This is a genomic window from Kribbella sp. CA-294648 (assembly GCF_050943845.1).
Taxonomy (GTDB): Bacteria; Actinomycetota; Actinomycetes; order Propionibacteriales; family Kribbellaceae; genus Kribbella.
This window is the reverse complement of the sequence record NZ_CP191981.1, coordinates 499,488-524,369: the sequence shown is the minus strand read 5'-3', so window position 1 is coordinate 524,369 and position 24,882 is coordinate 499,488. Positions and strand designations below refer to the sequence as shown.

The 24,882-nt window shown below is 68.3% G+C and carries 23 protein-coding genes and 1 tRNA gene; 16 read left to right on the top strand and 8 right to left on the bottom strand.

The window, feature by feature from the left end; genetic code table 11:
- Positions 1 to 35 precede the first annotated feature (35 nt).
- Positions 36 to 1,877: a hypothetical protein gene (locus ACQPYM_RS02590; RefSeq protein WP_433014136.1), complete on the bottom strand. Its 1,842-nt coding sequence runs from the start codon at positions 1,875 to 1,877 to the stop codon at positions 36 to 38.
- Positions 1,878 to 2,059: 182 nt separating this feature from the next.
- On the opposite strand from ACQPYM_RS02590, the gene ACQPYM_RS02585 reads away from it, so the two are divergent.
- Positions 2,060 to 2,737, top strand: a complete 678-nt coding sequence (locus ACQPYM_RS02585; RefSeq protein WP_360275535.1) for a Crp/Fnr family transcriptional regulator — start codon at positions 2,060 to 2,062, stop codon at positions 2,735 to 2,737.
- Between the two features lie 82 nt (positions 2,738 to 2,819).
- Here the strand turns inward: ACQPYM_RS02585 and ACQPYM_RS02580 are convergent, their stop codons facing one another.
- The 5 genes from ACQPYM_RS02580 to ACQPYM_RS02560 form a co-directional block, all read right to left on the bottom strand.
- Positions 2,820 to 3,773 (bottom strand): type IV toxin-antitoxin system AbiEi family antitoxin domain-containing protein, encoded by a 954-nt coding sequence (locus ACQPYM_RS02580; RefSeq protein WP_433014132.1) that lies wholly within the window; start codon positions 3,771 to 3,773, stop codon positions 2,820 to 2,822.
- A 172-nt stretch (positions 3,774 to 3,945) separates the two neighbouring features.
- A complete protein-coding gene (locus ACQPYM_RS02575) occupies positions 3,946 to 4,734 on the bottom strand; it encodes an MBL fold metallo-hydrolase (RefSeq protein ID WP_433014129.1) in 789 nt (262 codons plus the stop codon).
- Complete coding sequence (locus ACQPYM_RS02570) at positions 4,731 to 5,483, bottom strand: NUDIX hydrolase (RefSeq protein ID WP_433014126.1); 753 nt, start codon at positions 5,481 to 5,483, stop codon at positions 4,731 to 4,733. The genes ACQPYM_RS02575 and ACQPYM_RS02570 overlap by 4 nt, the downstream gene beginning before the upstream one ends.
- A gap of 281 nt (positions 5,484 to 5,764) precedes the next feature.
- A complete protein-coding gene (locus ACQPYM_RS02565) occupies positions 5,765 to 6,226 on the bottom strand; it encodes a RidA family protein (protein ID WP_433014123.1) in 462 nt (153 codons plus the stop codon).
- Positions 6,223 to 6,384 carry a DUF4177 domain-containing protein gene (locus ACQPYM_RS02560; protein WP_020391043.1) on the bottom strand — a complete coding sequence of 54 codons (162 nt, stop codon included), beginning with the start codon at positions 6,382 to 6,384 and terminating at the stop codon, positions 6,223 to 6,225. Before ACQPYM_RS02560 ends, ACQPYM_RS02565 begins: the two co-directional genes overlap by 4 nt.
- A gap of 61 nt (positions 6,385 to 6,445) precedes the next feature.
- On the opposite strand from ACQPYM_RS02560, the gene ACQPYM_RS02555 reads away from it, so the two are divergent.
- The 4 genes from ACQPYM_RS02555 (at position 6,446) to ACQPYM_RS02540 (ending at position 13,770) form a co-directional block, all read left to right on the top strand.
- Positions 6,446 to 7,396 (top strand): ArsA-related P-loop ATPase, encoded by a 951-nt coding sequence (locus tag ACQPYM_RS02555; protein WP_433014119.1) that lies wholly within the window; start codon positions 6,446 to 6,448, stop codon positions 7,394 to 7,396.
- Between the two features lie 200 nt (positions 7,397 to 7,596).
- On the top strand, positions 7,597 to 8,718 hold the full coding sequence (locus ACQPYM_RS02550; protein WP_433014116.1) for an ArsA family ATPase: 1,122 nt from the start codon (positions 7,597 to 7,599) through the stop codon (positions 8,716 to 8,718).
- Between the two features lie 191 nt (positions 8,719 to 8,909).
- On the top strand, positions 8,910 to 11,201 hold the full coding sequence (gene lon / locus ACQPYM_RS02545; RefSeq protein ID WP_433023163.1) for an endopeptidase La: 2,292 nt from the start codon (positions 8,910 to 8,912) through the stop codon (positions 11,199 to 11,201).
- Between the two features lie 151 nt (positions 11,202 to 11,352).
- A complete protein-coding gene (locus tag ACQPYM_RS02540) occupies positions 11,353 to 13,770 on the top strand; it encodes a transglycosylase domain-containing protein (protein ID WP_433014113.1) in 2,418 nt (805 codons plus the stop codon).
- A 57-nt stretch (positions 13,771 to 13,827) separates the two neighbouring features.
- Here ACQPYM_RS02540 and ACQPYM_RS02535 read toward each other — a convergent pair whose 3' ends face one another.
- Positions 13,828 to 14,295, bottom strand: coding sequence for a GatB/YqeY domain-containing protein (locus tag ACQPYM_RS02535; RefSeq protein WP_433014110.1), 468 nt, complete (start codon positions 14,293 to 14,295; stop codon positions 13,828 to 13,830).
- 26 nt (positions 14,296 to 14,321) lie between these two features.
- Here ACQPYM_RS02535 and ACQPYM_RS02530 point away from each other — a divergent pair, with 26 nt between their 5' ends.
- The 11 genes from ACQPYM_RS02530 to ACQPYM_RS02480 all read left to right on the top strand — a co-directional run bounded on the left by ACQPYM_RS02530 (position 14,322) and on the right by ACQPYM_RS02480 (position 23,427).
- Positions 14,322 to 15,260, top strand: coding sequence for a metallophosphoesterase (locus ACQPYM_RS02530; RefSeq protein WP_433014107.1), 939 nt, complete (start codon positions 14,322 to 14,324; stop codon positions 15,258 to 15,260).
- Between the two features lie 46 nt (positions 15,261 to 15,306).
- Positions 15,307 to 15,380 (top strand) — tRNA-Pro (locus ACQPYM_RS02525).
- A gap of 83 nt (positions 15,381 to 15,463) precedes the next feature.
- The gene (lipB, locus tag ACQPYM_RS02520; RefSeq protein WP_433014104.1) at positions 15,464 to 16,102 is read left to right on the top strand and encodes a lipoyl(octanoyl) transferase LipB; all 639 of its coding nucleotides are present in this window, start codon (positions 15,464 to 15,466) and stop codon (positions 16,100 to 16,102) included.
- A 181-nt stretch (positions 16,103 to 16,283) separates the two neighbouring features.
- Entirely contained in the window at positions 16,284 to 17,216 is a 933-nt protein-coding gene (locus ACQPYM_RS02515) for a hypothetical protein (protein WP_433014101.1), read from the top strand.
- Entirely contained in the window at positions 17,209 to 17,913 is a 705-nt protein-coding gene (locus tag ACQPYM_RS02510) for a carbohydrate-binding family 9-like protein (protein ID WP_433014098.1), read from the top strand. The genes ACQPYM_RS02515 and ACQPYM_RS02510 overlap by 8 nt, the downstream gene beginning before the upstream one ends.
- Before the next feature lie 97 nt (positions 17,914 to 18,010).
- Complete coding sequence (locus ACQPYM_RS02505; RefSeq protein ID WP_433014095.1) at positions 18,011 to 18,214, top strand: hypothetical protein; 204 nt, start codon at positions 18,011 to 18,013, stop codon at positions 18,212 to 18,214.
- Positions 18,207 to 18,899: a hypothetical protein gene (locus ACQPYM_RS02500; RefSeq protein WP_433014092.1), complete on the top strand. Its 693-nt coding sequence runs from the start codon at positions 18,207 to 18,209 to the stop codon at positions 18,897 to 18,899. Before ACQPYM_RS02505 ends, ACQPYM_RS02500 begins: the two co-directional genes overlap by 8 nt.
- Before the next feature lie 64 nt (positions 18,900 to 18,963).
- Positions 18,964 to 20,934, top strand: a complete 1,971-nt coding sequence (locus tag ACQPYM_RS02495; RefSeq protein WP_433014089.1) for an ATP-binding protein — start codon at positions 18,964 to 18,966, stop codon at positions 20,932 to 20,934.
- 176 nt (positions 20,935 to 21,110) lie between these two features.
- Positions 21,111 to 21,899 (top strand): CoA transferase subunit A, encoded by a 789-nt coding sequence (locus ACQPYM_RS02490; RefSeq protein ID WP_433014086.1) that lies wholly within the window; start codon positions 21,111 to 21,113, stop codon positions 21,897 to 21,899.
- A gap of 1 nt (position 21,900) precedes the next feature.
- Complete coding sequence (locus tag ACQPYM_RS02485) at positions 21,901 to 22,530, top strand: CoA transferase subunit B (protein ID WP_433014083.1); 630 nt, start codon at positions 21,901 to 21,903, stop codon at positions 22,528 to 22,530.
- Positions 22,531 to 22,638: 108 nt separating this feature from the next.
- Positions 22,639 to 23,427 carry a maleylpyruvate isomerase family mycothiol-dependent enzyme gene (locus ACQPYM_RS02480; protein ID WP_433014080.1) on the top strand — a complete coding sequence of 263 codons (789 nt, stop codon included), beginning with the start codon at positions 22,639 to 22,641 and terminating at the stop codon, positions 23,425 to 23,427.
- On the opposite strand, the gene ACQPYM_RS02475 is transcribed toward ACQPYM_RS02480, so the two are convergent.
- Positions 23,421 to 24,692, bottom strand: a complete 1,272-nt coding sequence (locus tag ACQPYM_RS02475) for an alpha/beta hydrolase family protein (RefSeq protein WP_433014077.1) — start codon at positions 24,690 to 24,692, stop codon at positions 23,421 to 23,423. The two genes, ACQPYM_RS02480 and ACQPYM_RS02475, sit on opposite strands and share 7 nt — an antisense overlap.
- Between the last annotated feature and the right edge of the window lie 190 nt (positions 24,693 to 24,882).

Here is a 24,882-nt window from a genome sequence, read left to right as displayed (position 1 = left end):
TTACGTCCGCCCACCGACAGCTTCGTGCGGCTCGGTCAGGGTGCTGCGAAGGTGATGGTGAGGTGGCTGCCACCGGGGTGTGGCTGTGGCGCGTCGGGTGCCTTCAACCGGTCGGCTATGTCGTCGAGGACGGCAATGGTCATCCGGAGGTCCGGTACTGCGGTGCCTTCCGGCGGCAACCTGGTCTCGGCCTCCTCCGGCGGGTTGTCGCCGAAGTAGCGGGCCGTGTCCAGGTTGACCGTCCAGCAGGCCAGCGAGACCTCTGCCTGGCCAGATGCGGCCAGACCGACCCGCAGGTCGCCGTACACGGCATAGCCGGCGTCTGCGACTCTCACCGTCGTACTGCGCTCCTCTCCGGCGGAGCAGGTCGGCAGCAGCTCGCGGATCGCGGCGTCCGCCTGGGAGGCCAGCAGTTGCGAGTCGATGCCGTCGTCCCGGTGGATCCTGGCCTGCGGGACTCGCGGGATCCACGCCTTGGCCCACTCGTCACCGGCATTGACCCGGGCCTTGGCGAACGCGATGGCGGCGTCGATGCGCTGCTTCTCGACCAGCAGGTGGATGACTCGGGCCGTCGCGTCCTGTCCGGCGTACCAGGGTTGCTTGTCCTCATGCTCAGCCGGGTCGCCGCCGCCGGCGAGGAGCGTCGCCCACCACATGTAACTGGCCAGCTTGCTGGTGCCGGCGAGGGCTTCTAGGTCCTGCAGGCGGTCGAGGCGGCCGAGTGTGCGGATCAGTTGGAGCAGGTAGACGGCATCCTCTGCGGTGGCTGCCCTGGCCCGCAGCTCGTCGACCTCGTCGTGAGCAGCCAGATAGGCAGCGAGCTGCGCGGCCGACGGCTTGTCACCAGCGTCCGCCCGGCCCCGCAACTCGTCGAGCTGACCGTGCTCGGCCCGCAGGCGAGCAGCCAGCCGCGGAGCCTCCCGCAGCTCGGAGGCATCCAGTACTGCGATGGCTTCGGTGGCCTGCCCGCTGTCGGCCAGCAACTCGGCCAGCAGGTCCGGTGCGATCCACTGGCGAGGGCGCAACACGGCGAGTGCGTCGTCGGCGCGGCCCTGGTCGGCGTACAGGCGGGCCAGCTGATACCAGGCCATGTCGTCGTCCACACTCTGCTCACGTAGTACGGCGGCAGCCTCGTCGGCGAGGCCCTGCTCGATCAGGTGGTCGAACACCTTCTCGTCGGCCCTGCGCTCCTGGGCCAGCAGGTCCCTTGCTCGGGCGTTGCCGGCCTCAGCATGGGCCTGCAGCTCCTTGACCTGGCCCTGCTCGGCGAGGGCGTCGATCAGCAGGGTTTCTGCCACGCGGTCGCCGGCTGAGGCGTGCTGCCGGAGTTCATCCAGGCGGCCTTCGGCTCGGAGGGTGCCCAGCCGGATCGAGTGGTTGGCGAGCTCGCGGAGGTCGTCGGTGCGGCCGAGCTCGCGGAGCAGCGCCTGCAGTCTGGCCCGGTCCGCGGGGAGGCCGCTCGCCTTCAGCAGGTCGATCGCCTCGTCGATCCGGCCGCGCTGGAGGAGCTCGTCCACCTCGTGAGTGCGGTCGAGCGGGCGGCTGTCGATGCTGGTGAGCCGGTTGAGCTCGCTGCCACGCTCCCGGAGGAACTGGTCGAGCCTCGGAGCCACCTCCGGGTCCTTGCTGGCTCGCAGGATGTCGATCGCCTCGTCGAGACGGCCGTACTCGCGCAGCAGGAGTACCAGCAGGCCCTCGGCTCGCGGGTCGTCGCTGGCGCGCAGTACGGCGGCAGCCTCGTCGACGAACCCGTCCTTGGCCAGCGCCCGGGCCCTGCGTCCGAGCTCGAACACGGAGTCGGCTGACGGCGTACCGGTCGCCTGACCCCGGCCCTGCTTGCGGCCCTTCTTGAGGCGCCTTCTCAGCCAATCGAGCATCCCTCATCCTCACTGCTCGAGGGCCGGCTGAGTAGGCCCTCCGGCGAGTCCCGGCGGGCCTACGTGGCGGTTCGGCAAGCCGAGGGGCTACGGTTTTGGGGCGACCGGGTGTGATCCGCCTGGCGCCGGGGCGGCTCGCAGCCTCCTCGAAGGTCGCAGTTCAGGTCCAAGGAGGCCCATTCGTGGACGCCGCAGTGCTCCGACAGGCACCGCTTTTCAGCCAGCTCGACGACGAAGCAGCCGATGCGCTGGCCGCATCGATGACGGAGAGCAGGCTGCGCCGCGGCCAGGTGCTGTTCCACGAGGGCGACTCCGGTGACCGGCTGTTCGTCGTTGTCGAGGGCAAGGTCAAGCTCGGCCGCACCTCGGCCGACGGCCGGGAGAACCTGATCGCCGTGCTCGGCCCCGGCCAGATGTTCGGCGAACTGTCCCTGTTCGACCCGGGCCCGCGCTCGGCGACCGTCACGGCCGTCACCGACGCGTCGCTGATGTCGCTGACCCACGACGAGCTGCTCCGCTGGCTGGCCGGCCGCCCCGAGGTGGCCCGCGGCCTGCTGCTCCAGCTCGCGTCCCGGCTCCGCAAGGTCTCCGACGTGGTGGCCGACCTGGTCTTCTCCGACGTACCGGGCCGGGTCGCCAAGGCCCTGCTCGACCTGGCCAGCCGCTTCGGCCGCACCGCCGACGACGGCGTCCACGTCCACCACGACCTGACCCAGGAGGAGCTGGCCCAACTGGTCGGCGCCTCCCGCGAAACAGTCAACAAGGCCCTGGCCGACTTCGCCTCCCGAGGCTGGGTCCGCCTGGAACCCCGCTCAGTAGTCCTCCTCGACATCGAGCGCCTCCAACGCCGCGCCCGCTGACCTTTGAGGGGTTAACCCCTCAAAGGGCGGGTTGCACCGTCAGATTCTCGCGGGGCAACCCCGCAACTCGAGGGTCAACCCTTCACAGTGCACGCCCTGATGCTGCACGCCGGGCGAAGGCACGTCGGATGCGTGCGGCGACATCGGCGGGACCGTTCAGGTCAGTCCAGACGATCCGGACGACTTCGAGCCCGAGGGCCCGCAGACGGTCCTCGCGCAACTTCTCACGAACGAGGATCTCCGGCGAGCCTCCCGCGTACTTCACCAACCCGTCGAACTCGACGACGGTGCCTTGCTCGGCAAAGAAGAAGTCGACCCGGCCGACCAGGCCAGCGGCGTCACCGAGTTCAACCTGAAGCCGCGGCGTGGGGAGGCCCTGGTTGTGGAGCAGAACCCGCAGCCGGGACTCCCCGACCGACTCCGACAGCTTGTCGGCGAAGCCGAGAGCCGCCTTGGCCCTGGTGCTCCCTGGCCAGAACTCGATCCTGGCCAGCATCTGCTGCACGGCTGCCTCGGCCGGGTGGTCGCGGAGTACAGCATCGGCACTCACCACGGCTGACTCGAACGACGCAGTACAGGCGGTCTCGACGAGAGCCCGCGGCAGCGTCGTCACGGTCAGACCATCGACCTTCGTCAACTCGCTGGGCGCGAACCGGCCCCGGTGGTGTCTCACTCCCGCGACCGGACCGCCACGACGCCCATCGAGGCGACTTGCCTGTACTTCGGTCAGGTCCACTCCCCACAACGGCACTCCATGCAACACCAGGGCTGTCTGGTGGCTCAGTGCGATCGCTCCCGGGGCTATCGAGTTCGCCACGGCGAAGGCCAGCCTCCGATGCCGCCACGTTTCTCGATCCCACGGAGCAAGGTGACTGAGGTCTGTCCTCTCGGCGTACTGCCCATAGCGAACCTTCTCCCAGCGTCCATCAGCGACGCGTTCGCGCAATTGCTGACGTGTGTAGCCAGAGGTGAGGGCCTGCGCGCGGCTGAACACACCACCTTGCTCGAGCGCGACCGTCTTCAGCAGCGGATTCATCCGATCAGGATCGCCGCCGTCCCACCCCCGCCGCTCACCCTCCACCCACCTGTGGATAACCCTCTGAGGGGTTAACCCCTCAGAGGATGGGTTGCCTGGTGAGATTCCGGGTAGGCAACCCGCCCTTTGGAGGGTTAACCCCTCAGAGGGCGGGGTTGAGGACGTCCGCCCGCTAAGAGTTCAGGTAGTCGAGTTGGGCTCGGACTGAGCGTTCGGCGGCGGGCCAGAGGAGTTGTGGGACGTCGGCGTAGACGTGGTGGACGATCGCCTCGGGGGTGGTGTGGCCGGCGGCTACGGCTGTGCGGACCTGGTCGAGGCGTTCGTGGCGGTGGTCCAGGTAGTAGGTCAGTACTGCGCCTGGGTCGTCGATGACTGGGCCGTGGCCGGGTAGGAGGCGGGTGACGCCTGCTGGGGAGTTGGCGAAGGCCCGGAGGCTCTCCAGCGAGTGCAGATAGGGGCCTAGGGCACCGTCGGGGTGCGCCACTACCGACGTGCCGCGGCCGAGCACTGTGTCGCCGGTGAGCAGGGAGCCGTCCTGCGGGAGCCAGAAGCAGACCGAGTCCATCGTGTGGCCGGGAGTCGGCAGTACTTCGATCCGCAGGTCGCCCGCGGTGATCACGTCGCCCTCCTCGAGGCCGTGCGCGTGGTCGGTCGGGATGCGGAAGGCAGGGTCCACCGAGCGCACCGGACAGTTCGCCTGCGACGCGAACCACGCAGCGCCTTCCGAGTGGTCGAAGTGCCCGTGCGTGAGCAGCACAGTCGAGACAGTGCACCCGTACTCCGCGACTGCGTCGAGCACCGCCTGCAGGTGGTCGGTCAGGAGCGGTCCGGGGTCGACCACGACGGCCGTGTCGGCACCGGGGTCGCGGAGGATCCACGTGTTGGTGCCGTCCAGCGTCATCGGGCCCGGGTTCGCCGCGAGCACGCGCGTCGCGTAGTCGGTGACTTGCTCGACTGTCATGTCGTCTCCAGGTAGGCCTGGTCATTCTCGATCCGCACGGTCGGCAGGATCGGCCGGATCTCGCGGCTGGTGGACGTGGCGAGTACGTCGGCGACCGCGTCGTACGGGAGGAGGTCCCGGCAGCAGAGGTACGTGGGCGGGAGCATGAGCATCTCGCCGGCCTCCACTGCGCGTACTGCGTCGGCAGGAGCCATCCACGCGACCTGGTCGGACTCGCTGGTCACGTCACGCGTCACCTGCCCGGCCGGGAGGGCCGCGACGAAGAAGCGGGTGTCGTAGCGGCGCGGCTCGAACTCCGGGGTGATCCAGTGCGCCCAGACGCCGAGCAGGTCGGCACGCAGTACCAGGCCCCGGCGATGCAGGAAGTCGGCGAACCCGAGCGTGCGCGACTCCAGCGCGACCCGGTCGGCCTCCCAGTCGTCGCCGGTCGTGTCACCGACCACAGACTCCGTGGACGGCCCGGCCAGCAGCACACCGGACTCCTCGAACGTCTCCCGTACTGCGGCCGCCACGTACGCCGCGGCCGTGTCGGCAGAGCACCCCAGCCGCTCCCCGAACCACTCAGGCGACGGCCCGGCCCAGGAGTCGGCGATAGACGCGTCGGTGGGGTCCACCCGCCCGCCCGGGAAGACGGTCATCCCGGCCGCAAACGCCATCGTCTGCTGCCGGCGCAGCAGGTAGACCTCAGGACGGTGGTCGGTGTCCCGCAACAAGATGACCGTCGAGGCGGGCCGAGGCTCAGCCGCCACCCGCTCCCCTCGAGCAAAGGAAAGCGCTTCCGCAGCCATCCGCCCAGAAAGCAACTGAGACTTCAGATCCCGAACCATCCGCACCGCACCTCCACATCATCGCCCACCGTCACAGCATGCTGGCGGCGAGCGCAGCCCGCTCGGCTGGCAGCCCGGGGACCCCTTCGTAGTAACCGCTGGAGCCAGGCGCCCTGAACTGCAGGGGATCCCCCGCCAGAGGGCGGCCCACTACCGCGCTCGCTGCGGAGGCGACTCCGCAGCGGGGCGCGGCGGTGCGAGCGTCAGTTGACCTCGACGATGAGTTCTATTTCTACCGGGGCGTCGAGGGGGAGGACGGGGACGCCGACGGCGGAGCGGGCATGCTGGCCGGCCTCGCCGAAGAGCTGGCCGAAGAGCTCGGAGGCTCCGTTGGCGACCTGGGGCTGGCCGGTGAAGTCGGGGGTCGAGGCGATGAAGGCGACCGCCTTGACGATCCGCTTGATGTTCGCCAGGTCACCGATCTCCGCCTTGACCGCGGCCAGCGCGTTCAGCGCGCACTGCTGGGCGCACTCGCTCGCCACCTCGGCGGTGACGGCGTCGCCGACCTTGCCGGTGGCGATCAAGGCACCGTCACGCAGCGGCAGCTGGCCGGACGTGTAGACCAGGTTGCCGGTCCGCAGCGCCGGGACGTAGGCGGCGACCGGCTTGGCGACCTCGGGCAGCTTCAGGCCGAGCTCGGCCAGCTTCTCCTCCGGGTGGCTCATGATTCAGTGATCTCCCGCTTCAGGTAGGCGACCAGGTTCTCCGGGTTCAGGCCCGGGACGACCTGGACCAGCTCCCAGCCGTCCTGACCCCAGTTGTCGAGGATCTCCTTGGTCGCGTGGACCAGCAGCGGCACGGTCGAGTACTCGAACTTCTTCATAAGGGGACTCTAACGGGCTCCTCTACCGGAGCGCTGCGAGCCACCACCTACGCTGGACCGCATGGCAAGGCTGCATGTGGTCACCGGCAAAGGCGGGACCGGCAAGACGACGGTGGCTGCTGCCATGGCGCTCGCGCTGGCCGACCAGGGCAAGCGGATCCTGCTGGTCGAGGTGGAGGGCCGCCAGGGGCTGGCCCAGCTCTTCGACGTACCGCCGCTCCCGTACGTCGAACGCCGGATCGCCGTCGGACCCGCCGGGGGTGAGGTCTACGCCCTGGCCGTGGACGCCGAGGCGGCCCTGCTGGAGTACCTGGACATGTACTACCACCTGGGTCGCGCCGGGAAGGCGCTGGACAAGGTGGGTGCGGTCGACTTCGTCACCACGATCGCACCGGGGCTCCGGGACGTCCTGCTGACCGGCAAGGTCTACGAGGCCACCCGGCGCAAGGCGCACGGACGGCTCGCGTACGACGCCGTTGTCCTGGATGCGCCGCCAACTGGTCGCGTGGGGCGGTTCCTGAACGTGAACCATGAAGTGGCCGGGCTGGCCAAGGTCGGACCGATCCGCAACCAGGCGGACGCGATCATGGGCATGCTCCGCTCGGACGTCACGCGGATCCACTTGGTCACGCTGCTGGAGGAGATGCCGGTTCAGGAGACGCTGGACGCGGTGGAGCAACTCGAGTCGCTGGATCTCAAGGTCGGCTCGATCGTGGTGAATATGGTCCGTCACAGCCCGCTCGACGATGACGCGCTGGCCCTTGCGGTGAAGGAGAAACTACCTGCAGCCGAGCTCACGCGCGGACTCAAGGCAGCCGGCATCACCGCCACCAAGGAGCTGACCGCGGCGCTCTCACGGGAGACACACGACCACGCAGTACGGGTCGGCCTGGAACGCGAGAACCGCGACCGAATAGATGCCCTAGGCAAGAAAGTCACCGAGCTGCCGTTGCTTCCCGATGGTATCGACCAAGGCGCATTGTTTGATCTTGCTGAGGAGCTGACCCCATGATTGTGCTTTTGGCCTCGCCTGCTGTGCTTTTGGCCTCGCCTTCGGCTCGGCGGGTCATCGGGCTTAACTCCCGATCTTCCCTCGTCGCTGCGGTCGCTTCGCTCCCTCCGCTCCTCAGTCCAGATCGGGAGGCCCGATGACCACGTTGGAGCTGGATGGGTTGGGTTCATGACCACGTTGGATCTGGATGGGTTGGGTTCATGACCACGTTGGATCTGGATGGGTTGATTGATGATCCGGGGACCCGGATCATCGTCACGTGTGGCGCGGGTGGAGTGGGCAAGACCACTACGGCGGCGGCGTTGGGGCTTCGGGCTGCTGAGCGGGGGCGGAAGGTCGTAGTACTGACGATTGATCCGGCTCGCAGGCTGGCGCAGTCGCTTGGGCTGACCGAGTTGGACAACACGCCTCGGGTCGTCGCTGATGTGGATGCGGCGAACGGGGGGCGGCTGGACGCGATGATGCTGGACATGAAGCGGACCTTCGACGAGGTGGTGCTTGCGCATGCTTCGGCGGAGAAGGCTGAGCAGATTCTCGCGAATCCCTTCTACGTGGCGCTTTCGTCGTCGTTCGCGGGTACGCAGGAGTACATGGCGATGGAGAAGCTTGGCCAGTTGCACAAGCAGGCCGAGCGGACCGGCGAGTGGGATCTGATCATCGTCGACACGCCGCCGTCGCGATCGGCGCTGGATTTCCTGGACGCGCCGGAGCGGTTGGCGTCGTTGCTCGAAGGGCGGTTCCTGCGGCTGCTACTGGCGCCGGCGCGCGGTCCGCTCAGGTTGATGTCGGCCGGGGTGAATCTGGCGATGTCGGTGATGAACAAGGTGCTCGGCGCGCAGGTGCTGACCGACGTGCAGACCTTTGCTGCTGCCTTCGACACGCTCTTCGGCGGCTTTCGGGAGCGAGCCGAGAAGACGGTCGCGTTGCTGCGCGAACCGCACACGGCGTTCCTCGTCGTGGCCGCTCCGCAGAACGACGCGTTGCGCGAGGCGTCGTACTTCACCGAGCGGCTGCGCGAGGAGCGGATGCCGCTCGCCGGTGTCGTGCTCAACCGGGTGACGACGACACACGTGCCCGAGTTGTCCGCCGAGCAGGCCCTCGCGGCGGCCGAGAAGCTCGAGGCAGCCGGCAAATCAGAACTGACTGCCGCCGTACTACGTCTGCACGCCGACCGGATGCACCAGGTGGTCAGCGACCGCAAGCGCGCCGACCGGTTCCGCCGCGGCCACCGCGCGATCGCCACCGTCGACGTCCCGGCGCTGCCCGACGACGTCCACGACCTGGCCGGCCTCCGCGCCATCGGCGACCTCCTCACCGCCTGACCCACCCTCCGCTTTTGCTCGCGGATCCTCCGCTTTTCACCCTCAGCGAACGGCGAAGCGGCCCGGGAATGACCAGGTCAGGTCCTCGGTTGAGCCTGTCAGACTCAATCTTCAACAGAGGGTGTGACAGCGTGACTGAGACGTTGAATCTTCCTGTTCTTCCACTCGACGACGTCGTGGTCCTGCCGGGAATGGTCGTGCCGGTCCGGCTGGCCGATACCGAGGCTCGCGCCGCCATCGACGCCGCGCAGGCGTCCGGCGAGGACCAGGTCCTGCTGGTGCCGCGCCTGGACGGAAAATATGCCAAGGCCGGGACGCTCGGCGAGATCGAGCAGATCGGCAGGTTGCCCGGCGGAGCGCCGGCAGCCGTCATCCGGGGTGTCGCCCGGGTCCGGATCGGCGCAGGGACCACTGGTCCCGGTGCGGCCCTGTGGGTCGGCGCGACCGTACTGGACGAAGCCACTGACGACAGGTCCGCCGAGCTCGCCCGCGAGTACAAGACGCTGGTGACGACGGTCCTGCAGCGCCGCGGCGCCTGGCAGGTGATCGACTCGGTGAAGCAGGTCGACGAGCCGGGCGAACTGTCCGACCTGGCCGGCTACGCGTCGTACCTGAACAATGAGCAGAAGAGCTGGCTGCTGGAGACGCCTGACGTCACCGAGCGGCTGACCAAGCTGATCGGCTGGGTGAAGGACCACCTGGCCGAGCTCGAGGTCTCCGAGACGATCCAGAAGGACGTCCAGGAGGGCATGGAGAAGCAGCAGCGGGAGTTCCTGCTGCGCCAGCAGCTCGCCGCAGTACGCAAGGAACTGGCTGAGCTGGACGGCAAGGCCGAGTCCGAGGAGGAGGACTACCGCGCTCGCGTCGAGGCTGCTGACCTCCCGGAGCACGTCCGCAAGGCCGCGCTCGCCGAGGTCGACAAGCTGGAACGTACTGCGGAGCAGTCTCCCGAGGTCGGCTGGATCCGGACCTGGCTGGACACCGTCCTGGAGATGCCGTGGAACGAGCGGACCGAGGACAGCTACGACATCCGTGAGGCCAGGGCGATCCTGGACGCGGACCACGCCGGCCTGGACGACGTCAAGGAGCGCATCACGGAGTACCTGGCCGTACGCCGCCGCAGGGCGGACCGTGGGCTCGGAGTGGTGGGTGGACGCCGCAGCGGCGCAGTACTGGCGCTGGTTGGTCCTCCTGGTGTGGGTAAGACCTCCCTGGGTGAGTCCGTGGCACGGGCGATGGGCCGCAAGTTCGTCCGGGTCGCACTGGGCGGCGTACGGGACGAGGCCGAGATCCGTGGCCACCGCCGGACGTACGTCGGGGCACTGCCCGGGCGGATCGTCAGGGCGATCACGGAGGCGGGTTCGATGAACCCGGTCGTGCTGCTGGACGAGATCGACAAGGTGGGCGCGGACTACCGGGGTGACCCGACTGCCGCTCTGCTGGAGGTCCTGGACCCGGCGCAGAACCACACCTTCCGGGACCACTACCTGGAGGTCGAGCTGGACCTGTCGGACGTGGTGTTCCTGGCCACGGCCAACGTGCTCGACTCGATCCCGGCTCCGCTGCTGGACCGGATGGAGCTGGTCCAGCTGGACGGCTACACCGAGGACGAGAAGGTCACCATCGCCCGCGACCACCTGCTCCCGCGTCAGCTGGACCGGGCCGGTCTGTCGGCCGACGAGGTGTCCGTCGACGACTCGGCGCTGCGGCTGCTGGCCGGCGAGTACACGCGTGAGGCCGGCGTACGGCAGCTCGAGCGTTCGATTGCCCGGGTACTGCGGAAGGTGACGGCCAAGCTCGCCCTGGGCGAGGACCCGGGTTCCTTGACCATCGGCGCCGGGGACTTGAAGGGCTACCTGGGTTCGCCGAAGTTCACCCCGGACTCGGCGGAGCGTACTGCGCTGCCGGGTGTGGCCACTGGTCTCGCGGTGACAGGTGCCGGTGGGGACGTGCTCTTCATCGAGGCGTCGCTGGCGGACAAGGAGACCGGCCCAACCGGAGTCACGTTGACGGGTCAGCTCGGTGACGTGATGAAGGAGTCGGCCCAGATCGCGTTGTCCTATCTGCGGTCGCACGGTGCGGAACTGGGCTTGCCGGTCGGCGATCTGGCCGAGCGGAACACCCACATCCACGTGCCGGCGGGCGCAGTACCGAAGGACGGTCCGTCTGCCGGTGTCACGATGACGACAGCGCTCGCGTCGCTGCTGTCGGGACGGCCGGTGCGCTCGGAGGTCGCGATGACCGGTGAGGTGTCGCTGACCGGACGGGTACTCCCGATCGGTGGCGTCAAGCAGAAACTGCTCGCCGCCCACCGGGCCGGACTGACCACGATCCTGATCCCGAAGCGCAACGAGCCGGACCTGGAAGACGTACCCGAGTCGGTCCTCGCGGAGCTGACGGTGCACCCCGTGAGCGACGTACGGCAGGTGCTGGAACTGGCCCTGGAACCGGCCCAGGTGGACGCACGGCAGTACGCCGCCTGAGCTGATCGAACAGCCGGCAGGCCTCACCCCCCGAGGCCTGCCGGCTCTCGTTTGTTCCTGTTACAGACGCCCTGAACCACGCTCAGGTTGACGTGACATACAACACATTCCAGGAATTGGCGTGGCTCCGTGATCCCGTAGGCTCTAGTGCATGCGCGCAAGGGATAAAGACGATCGGGGCGTCGTCCAGTCAGTGATTCTGTTCCTGGGGGTGAGTGTGCTGTCGGGTGCACTCGCAGCGGGCCTGGCCATCCCGTTCGCCGGCCTGGCCGGCTTCACCACCGAGAAAACAGCGGAAACGCTGCAGGACCTGCCACAGGAGCTGAAGGAGTTCCCACTCAGCCGGCGCAGCCAGATCTACGCGGCCGACGGGTCGCCGATCGCGGAGCTGTACGAGCAGAACCGCACGCCGCTGACCAGCCTCAACCAGATCAGCCCGATCATGCAGAAGGCGATCGTCGCGATCGAGGACGACCGCTACTTCGAGCACGGTGCGCTCGACGCGAAGGGGACCCTGCGCGCGCTGGTCCGCAACCAGAGCAACGGCTCCGTCCAGCAGGGTGGTTCGAGCATCACCCAGCAGTTCGTGAAGCTGAGCCTGGTCGAGCGGGCGAACGCCCTGGGTGACGAGAAGGCGATCGCGGACGCGACGGCCGACACCTACGAGCGCAAGATCGCGGAGCTGCGCTACGCGGTCGCCGTCGAGAAGCAGTTCTCCAAGAACGAGATCCTGCTGAAGTACCTGAACCTGGCGAACTTCGGCGACGGTACGTACGGCGTGGAGGCCGCCGCCCAGCACTACTTCCACGTGCCCGCGTCGAAGCTGCAGCTGCACCAGGCCGCGATGCTGGCCGGCCTGGTGAAGAACCCGACCGGGTACGACCCGACGAACAACCCCAAGCGCGCCAAGGATCGCCGGGACCTCGTCCTGCGCCGCATGCAAGAGCTGAACGTCATCACCGCCAAGCAGGCCAACGCCGCCATCAAGCTGCCTGTTCTGGCCGGCCCGGTCAAGAAGGTCCCGAACGGCTGTGCCAACTCGCCGTACCCGTTCTACTGCGAGTACGTCGTGTCCAAGCTGCTGGAGAACCCGGCCTTCGGCAAGACCCCCAAGGCCCGCGACCACTACCTCAAGACGGCCGGTCTCAAGATCCGCACCACCCTCGACCCGAAGGTGCAGGCGGCGGCCCAGAGGTCGATCGACCTGAACTCGAAACCGACTGACAGGGCAATCGGCGCCGTCACGATCGTCGAGCCGGGCACCGGCGTGGTCAAGGCGATGGTGCAGAGCCGCAAATACGGCGGCAACCCGAAGAGGTACGAGACGTCGTACAACTACAACGTCGAGAAGTCGTACCAGGGTGGTTACGGCGGGTTCCAGAACGGTTCGACGATGAAGGCGTTCACCATCGCCGCGGCGATCCAGAAGGGCATCCCGCTCAACTACCGGATCAACTCGCCGAAGACGATCGAGCTCAGCAAGGTGAAGTTCTCCACCTGCTCCGGCACCACCTACGCCGAGAAGTACAGTCCGAGCAACTCCACCGCGGCCCAGGGCGACCTGAGCATGATCGACGCCGCCCGGGCGTCCACCAACACCTACTTCCTGCAGCTGTCCCAGCAGATCGGTCTCTGCCCGATCGCCAGTCTCTCGGCCAAGTTGGGTCTCCACGACGCACAGTCCGGCGAGCCACTCGATCAGGTGGTGTCGATGACACTGGGCGTCGGGTATGTGACGCCCCTGCAGATGGCGAACGCCTACGCCGCCTTCGCGGCGCGCGGTGTCTATTGCACGCCGCTGCTGATCACCGCGGTGACCAACTGGCGGGGCAAGTCGATCAGCACCCCCGGCCCGAGCTGCAAGCAGGTGCTCGCGCCCGAGGTCGCGGACGGTGTCAACTACGTCCTGCAGCAGGTCATGATGCCGGGCGGTACCGGTGGCAAGCTGAAGTTCGGCTCGACCGATCTGGCCGGTAAGACCGGAACAATCCAGGACGCCAAGGCGGTGTGGTTCGCGGGCTACTCGACCAAGCTGGCCGCGGCCGCGGTGGTGGCCGACGCCGATCCGAAGTACACGAAGCTGGAAGGCCAGACCTTCAACGGCAAGAAGATCAACGACGCCTCCGGCTCCGGAACGGCCGGTCCGGTCTGGAAGGCGGCGATGCAGGGCGCGCTGAAGGGCCTTCCGAACACCAAGTTCACCGCGCCGACCGACGTGACCGTGCGCGGTAACGTCAAGGATCTGCCGTATGTGAACGGGGTCAGCCCCGAGGAGGCCGCGAACCGGCTGCGGTCGATGGGCTTCGAGCCCGTCATCGCCACGGGCCTGGTCGACTCGGTCGAGACGGCCGGCACCGTCGCCTACCTCAGCCCCCGCACCGAGGACGGCGCACCCGAGGGCTCCCGGGTGACCATCTACGTCTCCAACGGCAGCAAGGCCGCCCCGCCACCCGTGACAGGCACCCCGCTTCCGCCAGTTCCGCCGACCACCGGCAGACCACCAGGCGGGGGCAACCAATGCCCACCCTGGCACCCGAAGTACCCAAACTGCGGCCGCGGCGGCCGCTGACAGCAACACGAAAGGCCTCGTCCAGTGGACGAGGCCTTTCGCTTTGAGCCTTCGGTGTCAGGCGCCTAGTTGGCGTTTTACTTCGGCGGAGACTGTGCCGCCGTCGGCTTTGCCTTTGACCTTGGGTTGGAGGGCGCCCATGACCTTGCCGATGCCGCGGGGGCCGAGGTCGGCGGCTCCGGTGGCGGCGATGGTTTCGGTGACCAGGGCGGTGATCTCCTCGGCCGTCAGTTGCTCGGGCAGGTACTCGGCCAGGATGTCCGCCTCGGCTTGCTCCTTGAGCGCCAGCTCCTCCCGGCCTGCCTCCCGGTACGCCGTGACTGACTCGCGGCGCTTCTTCGCCTCGGCGGTCAGCACCTCGATGATCTCGGCGTCCGACAGCTCGCGCGCCTCCTTGCCGGCCACCTCGGCCTTCGTCACGGCCGTGAGCGCCATCCGCAGGGTCGACTTGCGGAGATCGTCGCGCGCCTTGAGGGCCGCGGTCATGTCGTCGTGCAGGCGCTGCTTCATCTCGGAGTTGGACATGCCCACGATTGTGGCAGGCTGGAGCAATGAGTTTCCGGGGGCTTGCCGCCACGACGTTGAAGACCGCGGGCGTTGTCACGGCCGTGGGTGCTGCCTGCGTCGGGTACGCGGCGGCCATCGAGGTGCGCTGGTTCACACTGCGCAGGGTCACGGTGCCGGTGCTGCCGGTCGGTGCCGCGCCGATCAAGGTGCTGCACCTGTCCGACCTGCACCTGATGCCGAGTCAGGAGAAGAAGATCCGCTGGGTCAACGACCTGGCCCGGCTCGAACCGGACCTGATCGTGAACACCGGCGACAACATCTCCCACCCGGATTCGGTCCTGCCGCTGCTGCGCGCGTACGGTGCGCTGCTCGACGTACCGGGTGTTTTCGTCTTCGGCTCGAACGACTACTGGAAGCCGCACTTCAAGAACCCGGCGAAGTACCTGCTGCCTGCGAACAAGCAGCGGCACAAGCCGCACGGCCCGGACCTGCCGTTCGAGGAGATGCGCTCCGCGTTCGCCGGCGCAGGCTGGGTCGACCTCAACAACGCACGCACCAGCCTCAAGGTGAGCGGCCTGCGCCTCGACTTCGCCGGCACCGACGACCCGCACATCAAACGCGACCGGTACGCCGAGGTGGCGGGCGAGGTGGATCCGGCGGCCGACCTGTCGATCGGGGTGACGCACGCGCCGTACCAGCGGGTGCTGAACGGGTTCGTGGGCGACGGGTACCCGCTCGTCCTGGCCGGTCACACGCACGGCGGCCAGCTCGCTGTGCCGCTCTACGGGGCGCTGGTGACCAACTGCGACCTCGACACGTCGCGGGTCAAGGGTTTGTCGACGTGGGGCTACGAAGGCCGTCAGGCGGCACTGCACGTGTCGGCCGGGCTGGGCACCTCGCCGTACGCGCCGGTGCGGTTCGCGTGCCGTCCGGAAGCGACCTTGCTCACGCTCGTGGCGCGGGCCGGCGGGGGTCCCGGATAACCCGATTTCGTCCCAGCGGTGGGCGCATGTAAGCTAACGCCGACTTCGGGCTGTGGCGCAGCTTGGTAGCGCGCGTCGTTCGGGACGACGAGGTCGCAGGTTCAAATCCTGTCAGCCCGACAGAAGAAGGCGGTGGCTCTCCGGAGCCGCCGCCTTCAGTCATTCCTGGCGTCTTCGGTGAGGCGGCCGCCTAGGCTGGCGGCATGAGCACGATCGAGCGGGTCGACCTCGGCGAGGTTGACTACGAAGTCGCCGCCAAGGACATGAAGACGTGGGTCGAGCAGCGGCAGGCCGGGGAGGCCGGCGACCGGTTGTTCCTGCTGAGCCATCCGCCGGTGATCACGTACGGACCGCGGACCTCACTGGCCGACCTGCCGGCCGAGACCGCGGCCATTCCTGCCGTGGCGGTCGACCGGGGCGGCTTCGCGACGTACCACGGTCCGGGGCAGCTGGTCGGCTACCTCGTGATCGACCTCAAGCAGCGGGGCCCGGTCGACATCGTCCGCTGGGTCGAGAACGGCCTGATCGAGGCGCTCGGCGCACTCGGCTTCCCGGTGATCCGCCGCGACACCCCACGCGGCGAAAGCAGCCTGGTCGGCGTCTGGACCCCGGACCACCGCAAACTCTGCTCCATCGGCATGCGAATCCGTCGCGGCATCACCAGCCACGGCTTCTCGATCAACCTCGACCCCGACATGCACGTCTTCCAAACCTTCACCACCTGCGGCCTCCACGACGTCACCATGACCTCCCTGGCCGAACTGAGCCGAGAACTCGCCATCCCCTGCCCCACCCCCACCCAACTCCGCACCGCAGTAGCCACAGCCCTAGACGCCGCCTAGCGCTGGTGGCGGGCCCGGACGGCCCCCACTCACAAACCCTGCCGTCCGCAGCCCACAACCCACTCGCCCTCGCCTGACTAGGTCTGGTCCGTCGAGGTTTGTGAGTGGCGGCGGTCCACGACGGCATTCCACACCTCGCGGCTGCGGCACCAACCCGCCCAGTTCTCGATAACCTGCGCCAATGAGCGACGAGAAACCCGGCGCCGAGCCAGCCCCAGACGAGGTTGCCGAAGACGACGCGTCGGACGCGGGAATCACGCTTGACGAGGTCGCCGAAGACAACCCGCTGAACGCGGGCGCTGCTGAGGCAGACGTCGACCAAGTTGCGGTCGACACCGTTGCAGCGGAGGCGGACGACGCTGCGGCGGGCGACACCGGCGTGGCGGACGCAGACGCGACCGGCCGGCTCGACGAGCCAGCCAGCGGAGCTCACCGCGCCCCCGCTCTCCCCAACGGCGAGGTCGCCGAAGGCGACGAGCCCGGCGCGGGGTTCGACCCAGACGAGGTTGCCGAAGGCGACGAGTCACCCATGGGTGCCCACCATTCCTCCGCTCCCCTCAACCGCGAGGTCGACGGAGTCGACGAGCCCGGAGCCGAGACCGCTCTGGCAGATTCGAATGACGCCGACGAGTCGGCACTCGCGGCTCACCGGGCCTCCGGCTTCCCTCTCGGCAACGGCGAGGTCGCCGAAGGCGACGAGCCCGACTCAGAGCCGCAGTACGTGGAGGATGGGCCTCCGGTGCCGGGGGTGTTGGTTTTGGGGGTGGTGGGGGTGTTGGCTGGGTTTGTGTTGGTGGGGTTGGTTTGGGGTAGTGAGCGGGGGTGTGATCGGGTTCGGGACGCGCCGAATTGTGGGGCTGCTGGGTTTCCGTTGTTGGTGCTTGCCGTGGTGGTGACGGTGGTGTTGGCGGCGGTGGCGCTCGGGCGGCTGGGGATGCCGAATCCGAAACTGGTGGCGTTTCTCGGGGTCGGGTTCATGTTGCTGGTCGTGCTCGGGTTCCTGTCGGACGATCTGTTCTCCACCTGGACGCTGCTGGTCGTCCCGGTGCTCACCGCCATCACTTTCCTGCTAGCACACCTGATCGCCGGACGGTTGGAGCGAGCCGATGCCTGAACTCCCCCGCTACCCCTGCCACCGCACGCCCACCCCGCTGCCCCTCGACGGCACCCTGACCCACCCCGCCTGGGAGCAGGCGCCGTGGACCGACGACTTCGTCGACATCCGCGGCGGTGACGCGACCACTCCGAGGTTCCGCACCAGGGCCAAGCTCCTGTACGACGACCTGTACCTGTACGTCGGTGGCCAACTCGAGGAGCCGCACGTCTGGTCCACCATGACCGAGCCGAACACCTGGCTGTACGAGGAGAACAACTTCGAGCTGTTCCTCGACCCGGACGGCGACGGCCAGAACTACTACGAGTTCGAGATCAACCCGCTCGGCACCATCTGGGAGCTGTCCCTCCCCAAGCCGTACTCCGAGGGCGGCGTCCCCGTCGACCCGGACAACCTGCCGGGCCTGCGGACCGCAGTACGGATCGATGGCACACTGAACGATCCGGCGGACACCGACACCGGGTGGACTGTCGAGGTCGCGTTGCCGTGGACCGACCTCGCGAAGTACAACCTCAACCAGACCCCTCCGGCGCCCGGTGACGAGTGGCGGATGAACCTGATGCGGATCGAGTGGGACCACGAGGTCGTCGACGGCGAGTACCGCAAGGGCAAGGAACAGGATTTCTGGGTCTGGTCGCCGCAGTACGTCGTGGACATGCACCAGCCTGCCCAATGGGGCATTCTCCGGTTCGAATAGCCCCTGATCGCGGCGCCCGGTGCCAAACTCCGAGTAACGGCTGTTGCCGGCCGGGGGCGGATTGGCGACAGCCCACGCTGCGACAGGGGGAAATGTCATGAGTAGTACAGATCCAGTGGACACGTCGGAACTGACGGAGGTGCTGGACGAGGAGACGCTGCCGCCGTTGGCGGACTCGCCGGGGATCCAGACCGACGACCCGGACCTCGACGGCCCGGCCGACGAGGCGCCGTTCCAGGAGCCGATCGCGGACACCGAGCCGCTCGGTCCCGACGAGGAGCCCGGAACGGTGGGTGAGTGAGATGGCCGTCCGGATGGGCAAGGCCGCGGTCGACTTCGCCGCGGGCCAGGTCGCGAACCCGAGCCGGAACTGGACCGGCATCTGCCTGATCTTCGTCCGGAACTGCTTCAACGTCGGTCCGGTCAACCCGGACGCGCACGCGGGCTACCGGGCCGCGAAGTTCAAGCACGGCTCCGCCGGTACGCCGCCGCTCGGGGTGCCGGTGTGGTGGACCGGCGGCCGGCACGGGCACGTCGCGATCAGTACCGGCGACGGCAACTGTTTCAGCAGCGACATCAAGCGCCCGGGCAAGATCGACAAGGTGCCGATCTCGCTGATCACCCGGCGCTGGGGCATGCTCTACAAGGGCTGGACCGAGGACATCAACGGGGTCCGGATCTGGCGGCCGGGGGCGCCGTCGCTGCCGGCGGTCGATCTCAGCAACGTTCGCGAGGCGGCCACCAAGGACCAGTTCCGCCCGCCGGGACAGGGCCTGCACGAGAGCGACGTCATCATCGTCGAACGCGCGCTGTTCAAGCAGGGAGTGCGGGCGGCATCGGACGTCGACGGGGTCGCGGGGAAGGACTTCCGCAAGGCGTACGCGCTGTGGCAGAAGGCGACCGTACCGCCGCCGTTCGACGGGATTCCGGGCATCAAGAGCTTGCAGATGCTGGGCAAGCGGCGCGGGTTCCGGGTGATCACCTGACCGCGCGGGCTGATTGAGTGACCCCGCCCCGGCGGCCGGCCGGGGCGAGGTGACAATGAGTCATATGGAGTTCGCCAACCTCGGGCCTACCGCCCTCAGCCGGGCGGGCGAGCCCTCTCTGATTGGCCGCGACGAGCTGCTGACGGAGGTCGCAGACGCGCTCGCTGTGAGTCGCCTCGTGACTCTGGTGGGCCCGGGTGGCGTGGGCAAGACGGCGCTGGCCAAAGCTGTCGCGGCCTCCGTCGCGGGTGAGGTTCGCATCGTCGAGCTGGGGTCGATGGCGCCGGAGGTCGAGCTGCCGACGGCCGTGATCGACGCGCTCGGCCTGCGGCGCGAGTCGCTCGTGCAAGCGTTGGCCGGCCGCGAGCTGCTGCTGGTCCTGGACAGCTGCGAGCACTTGGTCGATGCGGTCGCCCGACTGGCCGACGAGCTTCTTGATGGTTGCCCACGGCTACGAATCCTGGCGACCAGCACCAAGGCGTTGTGGATCCGGGAGGAGACGCGGTTCGCAGTACCGGGGTTGGCTTCCGATGCCGCGGTGCGGTTGTTTGCTGAGCGAGGCCATGGGGCGGACGTGGCGACGCTGCCTGCAGTTGAGCGCATCTGTGCGCTGCTCGACGGATTGCCGCTGGCGATCGAGCTCGCGTCCGGCCGCGTCGACGTCCCGCTGGGCGACATCGCCACTGCCCTCGGGACGGCAACGGATGGCGGTCTGCGGAAGGCGATCGCCTGGAGCTGGCACCTCCTGCCGCCGGTGGAACGCGTCATCGCCGCACGACTCGCGATCTTCTCCGGCGGCGCGACCGCAGAGTCAGTGGCGGCCGTCCTCGACCTCCCACAACCAGTCACGGTCCGCCTGCTGACCACACTGACCGAGCGCTCCCTTCTGACGCTGACCGACGGCCGCTACCGGATGCCCGAGACGATCCGCGCGTACGCCGGGGAGCAACTCACCTCGGCCGAGCTAGACGACCTGCGCGCGCGGCAGGCGGCGTACCTGCTGCAGCTGGTACGCCGGGCCGACCAGCAGCTGCGTGGACCCGAACAGTTGCGCTGGGCAACTTTGCTCGATCAGGAGCGGGACAACCTTCGTACGGCGATCGGCTGGGCGGTTGACCACGATCAGCGACTCGCCCTGGAACTGGTCGCCGGGCTGTCGACGTACTGGTGGATGCGCGGCCGGCAACGCGAGGCGGGCAGGGCGGCGGGGGCGCTGCTCGCAGTACTCGGAGATGTGGTGCCTGACGGGCTGGCTGAGGAGTACCTGCTCGCAGTACTGCATGCGGCCAGCTCTGGGCGGGTGGACGGCGTTGAGCGGGCGCACGCCATCGTCCGGGAGCTGGAGGGGCCGTTCACGCATCCGGTGACGGTCTTGTTGTGGTCGATGGTTCTCGGGCCGTTTGCTCCGCGGGCGTTCGTCGCCGAAGTACTGGATCGCAACGAGCTCAGCAACGACCCCTGGACGCTGGCTGTGCTGCAGATCTGCACCGGGCTGACGGAAGAGAACTTCCATTCGGCGCTGACCAGCTTCCAGGAGATCGGTGACCGGTGGGCCGTCTCTCTGGCTCTGAACGGGCTGGCGGAGCTCGCTGCCTCGGCCAGGCGGTTTGACCGCTACAGCGACCTGCTCGGCCAGGCGCTGTCGATCGCGGACGAGCTGGGTACCGACGAGGAGGCCGCACTGCTGTTGTGCCGCCGCGGCGACCTCCGTCTGCGGCTGGGGCAGCCGCAGGCAGCAGGCGAGGACTATGGCCGAGCGCTGGTACGGGCAAGGCGCATCGGCCTCCCAGACTCCGTTGCGGCCGCTCAGATCGGCCTGGCCCGGTCAGCCCGGTACGACGGCGATCTCATGAATGCGGAGAAGCTGGCCATCCAAGCAATGGACGACTGTCCCACCGGCTGGGCTGACGCCGACCTGGCGACCACCGAGATCCTCAGCGAGCTGGCCGCGATCGCCGACGCTGCGGGCCGGCCGGACGAAGCCAACGCCTGGCGCCACAAAGCAGGCCTACCCACCGGTCAGAACTCACGGTGACCACCACCTGAACGGCGCACGGCGCAATCGGAGCGCGGCACACCTTTGGCGGGTGCTGAGTGGTCTTGGCGGACACCCCGCAGGACTTGTGGCTCTGACCACAGTGGGTGACTCTCGCCGGATTCCTGGCTGCTGGTTAGAGTCGAGCGCACACCGACCTGCAATGGAGCAGCCAGATGGACAAGACGTACGACTCGCCGCAGTCCGCGGTCGACGACATCGGCGACGGCGCGAGCCTCGCGGTCGGCGGCTTCGGGCTGTGCGGCAATCCGATGCAGCTGATCAGCGCGATCCACGCCAAGGGGGTGAGCGGGCTCAGCGTCGTGTCGAACAACTGCGGCGTGGACGACTGGGGCCTGGGCATCCTGCTCGCCGACCGGCGGATCGCCAAGATGACCTCGTCGTACGTCGGGGAGAACAAGGAGTTCGCCCGGCAGTTCCTGTCCGGCGAGCTGGAGGTCGAGCTGACCCCGCAGGGCACGCTGGCCGAGAAGCTGCGGGCCGGCGGCTGCGGGATCGCCGCCTTCTTCACGCTGGCCGGCGTCGGCACCCAGGTCGCCGAGGGCGGGCTGCCGCAGAAGTACAACGCGGACGGCTCGGTCGCGAAGGCCTCGGAGCCGAAGGAGACGCGGGAGATCAACGGTACGACGTACGTGCTGGAGCACTCGATCACCACCGACTTCGGCCTGGTGCACGCGCTCAAGGGCGACACCCACGGCAACCTGGTCTTCGACCGGTCGGCGCGCAACTTCAACCCGCTGGCCGCGATGGCCGGCCGGATCACCATCGCGCAGGTCGAGGAGCTGGTCCAGCCTGGTGAGCTGGACCCCGACGAGATCCACCTGCCCGGTGTCTACGTCCAGCGAGTGGTTGCTGTTGGCAAAGACATCGAGAAGCGGATCGAGAAGCGCACGGTGCAACCCCGCGAGGCCTACGAGGCCCAGCGCGAGAAGCTGGAGGCCTGAGATGCCACTCACCCGTGAGCAGATGGCCGCCCGGGCCGCCGCCGAGCTGGAGGACGGCTCGTACGTGAACCTCGGCATCGGCCTGCCGACGCTGGTACCGAACTACATTCCCGACGGCGTCACCGTCGTGCTGCAGAGCGAGAACGGCATCCTCGGCGTCGGCCCGTACCCGGTCGAGGGCGAAGAAGACCCGGACCTGATCAACGCCGGCAAGGAGACCGTCACGACCATGCCGGGCGCGTCGTTCTTCGACTCGTCGCTGTCGTTCGGGATGATCCGCGGCGGCGCGATCGACGCCGCCATCCTCGGCGCGATGCAGGTGTCGGCCACCGGTGACCTGTCGAACTGGATGATCCCCGGCAAGATGGTCAAGGGCATGGGCGGCGCGATGGACCTCGTGCACGGTGCCAAGAAGGTGATCGTGCTGATGGAGCACGTCGCCAAGGACGGTTCGCACAAGATCCTGCAGGAGTGCGACCTGCCCTACACCGGCCGCGGCGTGGTCAACCGGATCATCACCGACCTCGCCGTCCTCGACGTCACCGACGACGGCCTGCAGCTGGTCGAGCTGGCCGAGGGCGTCACCTTCGACGAGCTCCAGGAGAAGACGGGCGCGCCCATCAAGCAGTAGCAGCAAGCAGGAGCAGCCCGTTTCGCCCGGTGCGGAATGGATTTCACCGGGCCGGAGTTGGTTCCTTCAGGAGAGCACCGTACGGGGTCATCTTCTGGAGGAACCACCTTGAGCAACGCCGACACCGTCATCGCCGCCCTCCGCACCGGCCATGACCGGCTCGCGGACCTGGTGAAGAAGTTCGACGACGAGGACCTGGCGCGCGGATCGGCTGCCGGCGAATGGGAGATCGCCCAGGTCCTGAGCCACCTGGGCAGCGGCGCCGAGATCATGCGCTCCCGCGTCCTGACCGCTCTGGAGGTCGAGCCGGCCCCCGACGAGAACTTCAACCAGTCCGTCTGGGACCGCTGGAACGCGATGCCCCGCCGCGACCAGGCCGACGGCTTCCTCTCGCTGAACGAGAACTTCACCTCCCTGCTCGAGTCCCTGGACGCCGGCCAGCGCGAGAGCCTTCGGATCGACCTGGGCTTCCTCCCCGCGCCCCTGGACCTGGCGGCGTTCGGCCGAATGCGGCTCAGCGAACTCACCCTGCACTCCTGGGACATCCGCACCACGTTCGAGCCGGAGGCGACGCTCGACACCGCAGCGGTCCCTGAGCTGCTCGGGCGGTCCGACAACCTCGGCTGGATCAGCAAACCGGAAGCCTTGGACGGCCAGTACGCCGTACTGCTGGTCACCACGACCGAGCCGGCGAGCGAGTTTGCCCTGCACCTGAACGATCCCGTCAGCATCGACCTCGCACCTGACGGCCCTGCCGACGGCACCTTGAACATCCCCGCCGAAGCGTGGCTGCGCCTGACCACCGGCCGTCTCACTCCGGAGCACACGCCCAGCACCTTCGAACTGACCGGTCCGGTCAGCTTGGAGACGCTGCGCAAGGTCTTCCCGGGCTACTGAACAAACCTGACGTCCGGGTGCCTCGGCGAGTCCCGCCAGGCGCTCGGACGGCCGCGCAGGTGCTGGTCGAAGAACGCCGGGATGTAGGTCCGCAGCGATCGCAGGATCCGGTCCGGGTCGACTGTGCCGATGGTGTTCGCGATCAGCTCGGGCGGCACCGTGAAGAACCGCTGGAACCACGGGATCAGCGCCTGGTGGTCGACGAACGTGTAGTGCTGACCGTTCGGCACGTTGAGATCCCGCTTCCAGCCGCTCGAGTTGTCCCAGAACAGACCCCAGGACGGGTCGGTCCGGTGCGTCAGCGGGCCGCCGTCGGGACCCGTGCCGCCCGCACCCAACAACAGGAACGGCCGCTGCGTGCCGTGGGCAACGGTCGGCGAGTCGGCCGGGTTGGGGTAGCCGTAGGCGAGCGTCCCGTCCATGTCGATCCCGGCCTTCACCCGGCGATCGACGTCCATCACGTCGGCCGAGGTGATCCCACCGGCCGAGTGCCCGAAGGCACCGATCCGGGTCAGGTCGAGCACGTCACCCAGCCCGCGTGGCAGCCTTCGTTGCGCCGCGTCCGGGTTCTGCCCACGCTGCAGGCGATACAGCTCATCCAGCACGAACCGTACGTCGGCAACCCGCGCTTCCCTGGCCAGCAGGGCATACGACCCTTGCGGCAACGTCTGTACTGCGAGCCGTCCGCCAGGGAACTCCACACCGGCAGCCTCGTACGTGTGGTCCACCGTGACGACGACATAGCCGCGACTCGCCAGCTCGGCGACCATGATCGACCCGAGTCCGCGCGGTACGCCGAAACCCGGGGAGAAGACGACAACCGGCCGGCGCCCGGGGAGTACTGGGGATGAGAGGCCTGCGTGGTTGCGCGCGCCCACCCAGTCGACGGTGCCGACAGGTTGCTGTAGCGCGACCGCTGCGCCCTCGGCGTACAAGTTGGCGGTGAGGGGCGGGAGGTACGGGGCTCGCGGGGCCTTGTCGCTGGTGGATGGGTACCAGAGGCTGATCATCAGTTCGCGGGGGCGGCCGGGGACGTAGGGGTCGTCGCGACGGGGGTCGATCAGGTGGAGCTCGGTGGTGCCGACGGGGTGAGGGCCGGTCGGGCGCGGGAACCTGAGCGGCACCGGCCCGCGACGGGCTCCGGCGATCCGGGTGGCGGTCGGCTTGGCCGGAGCGGTGGGGCTGGCTGTGGCGGTTGGTGTGGGCAGGAACGGGGTGAGCGCGGCGGCTGCGGTGGCGCCGAAGAGGGTTCTTCTGGTGACCATGGCTCGACCCTGCCGCCTGGCACCCGGGGCGCACAGCCGCCGATCGTCAACGGGTGCACCTGCCGATAGTCAGGGGTCGCATTGCCGGCGGCAGCTCCGTACTGTGGTGGGTTGATGACCAGCTGTTGAGGCCTCCGCCTGAGGGGTGTCGGTGGGTGACGCCGATCGCTACCCTTCACCCCTGCCGCTT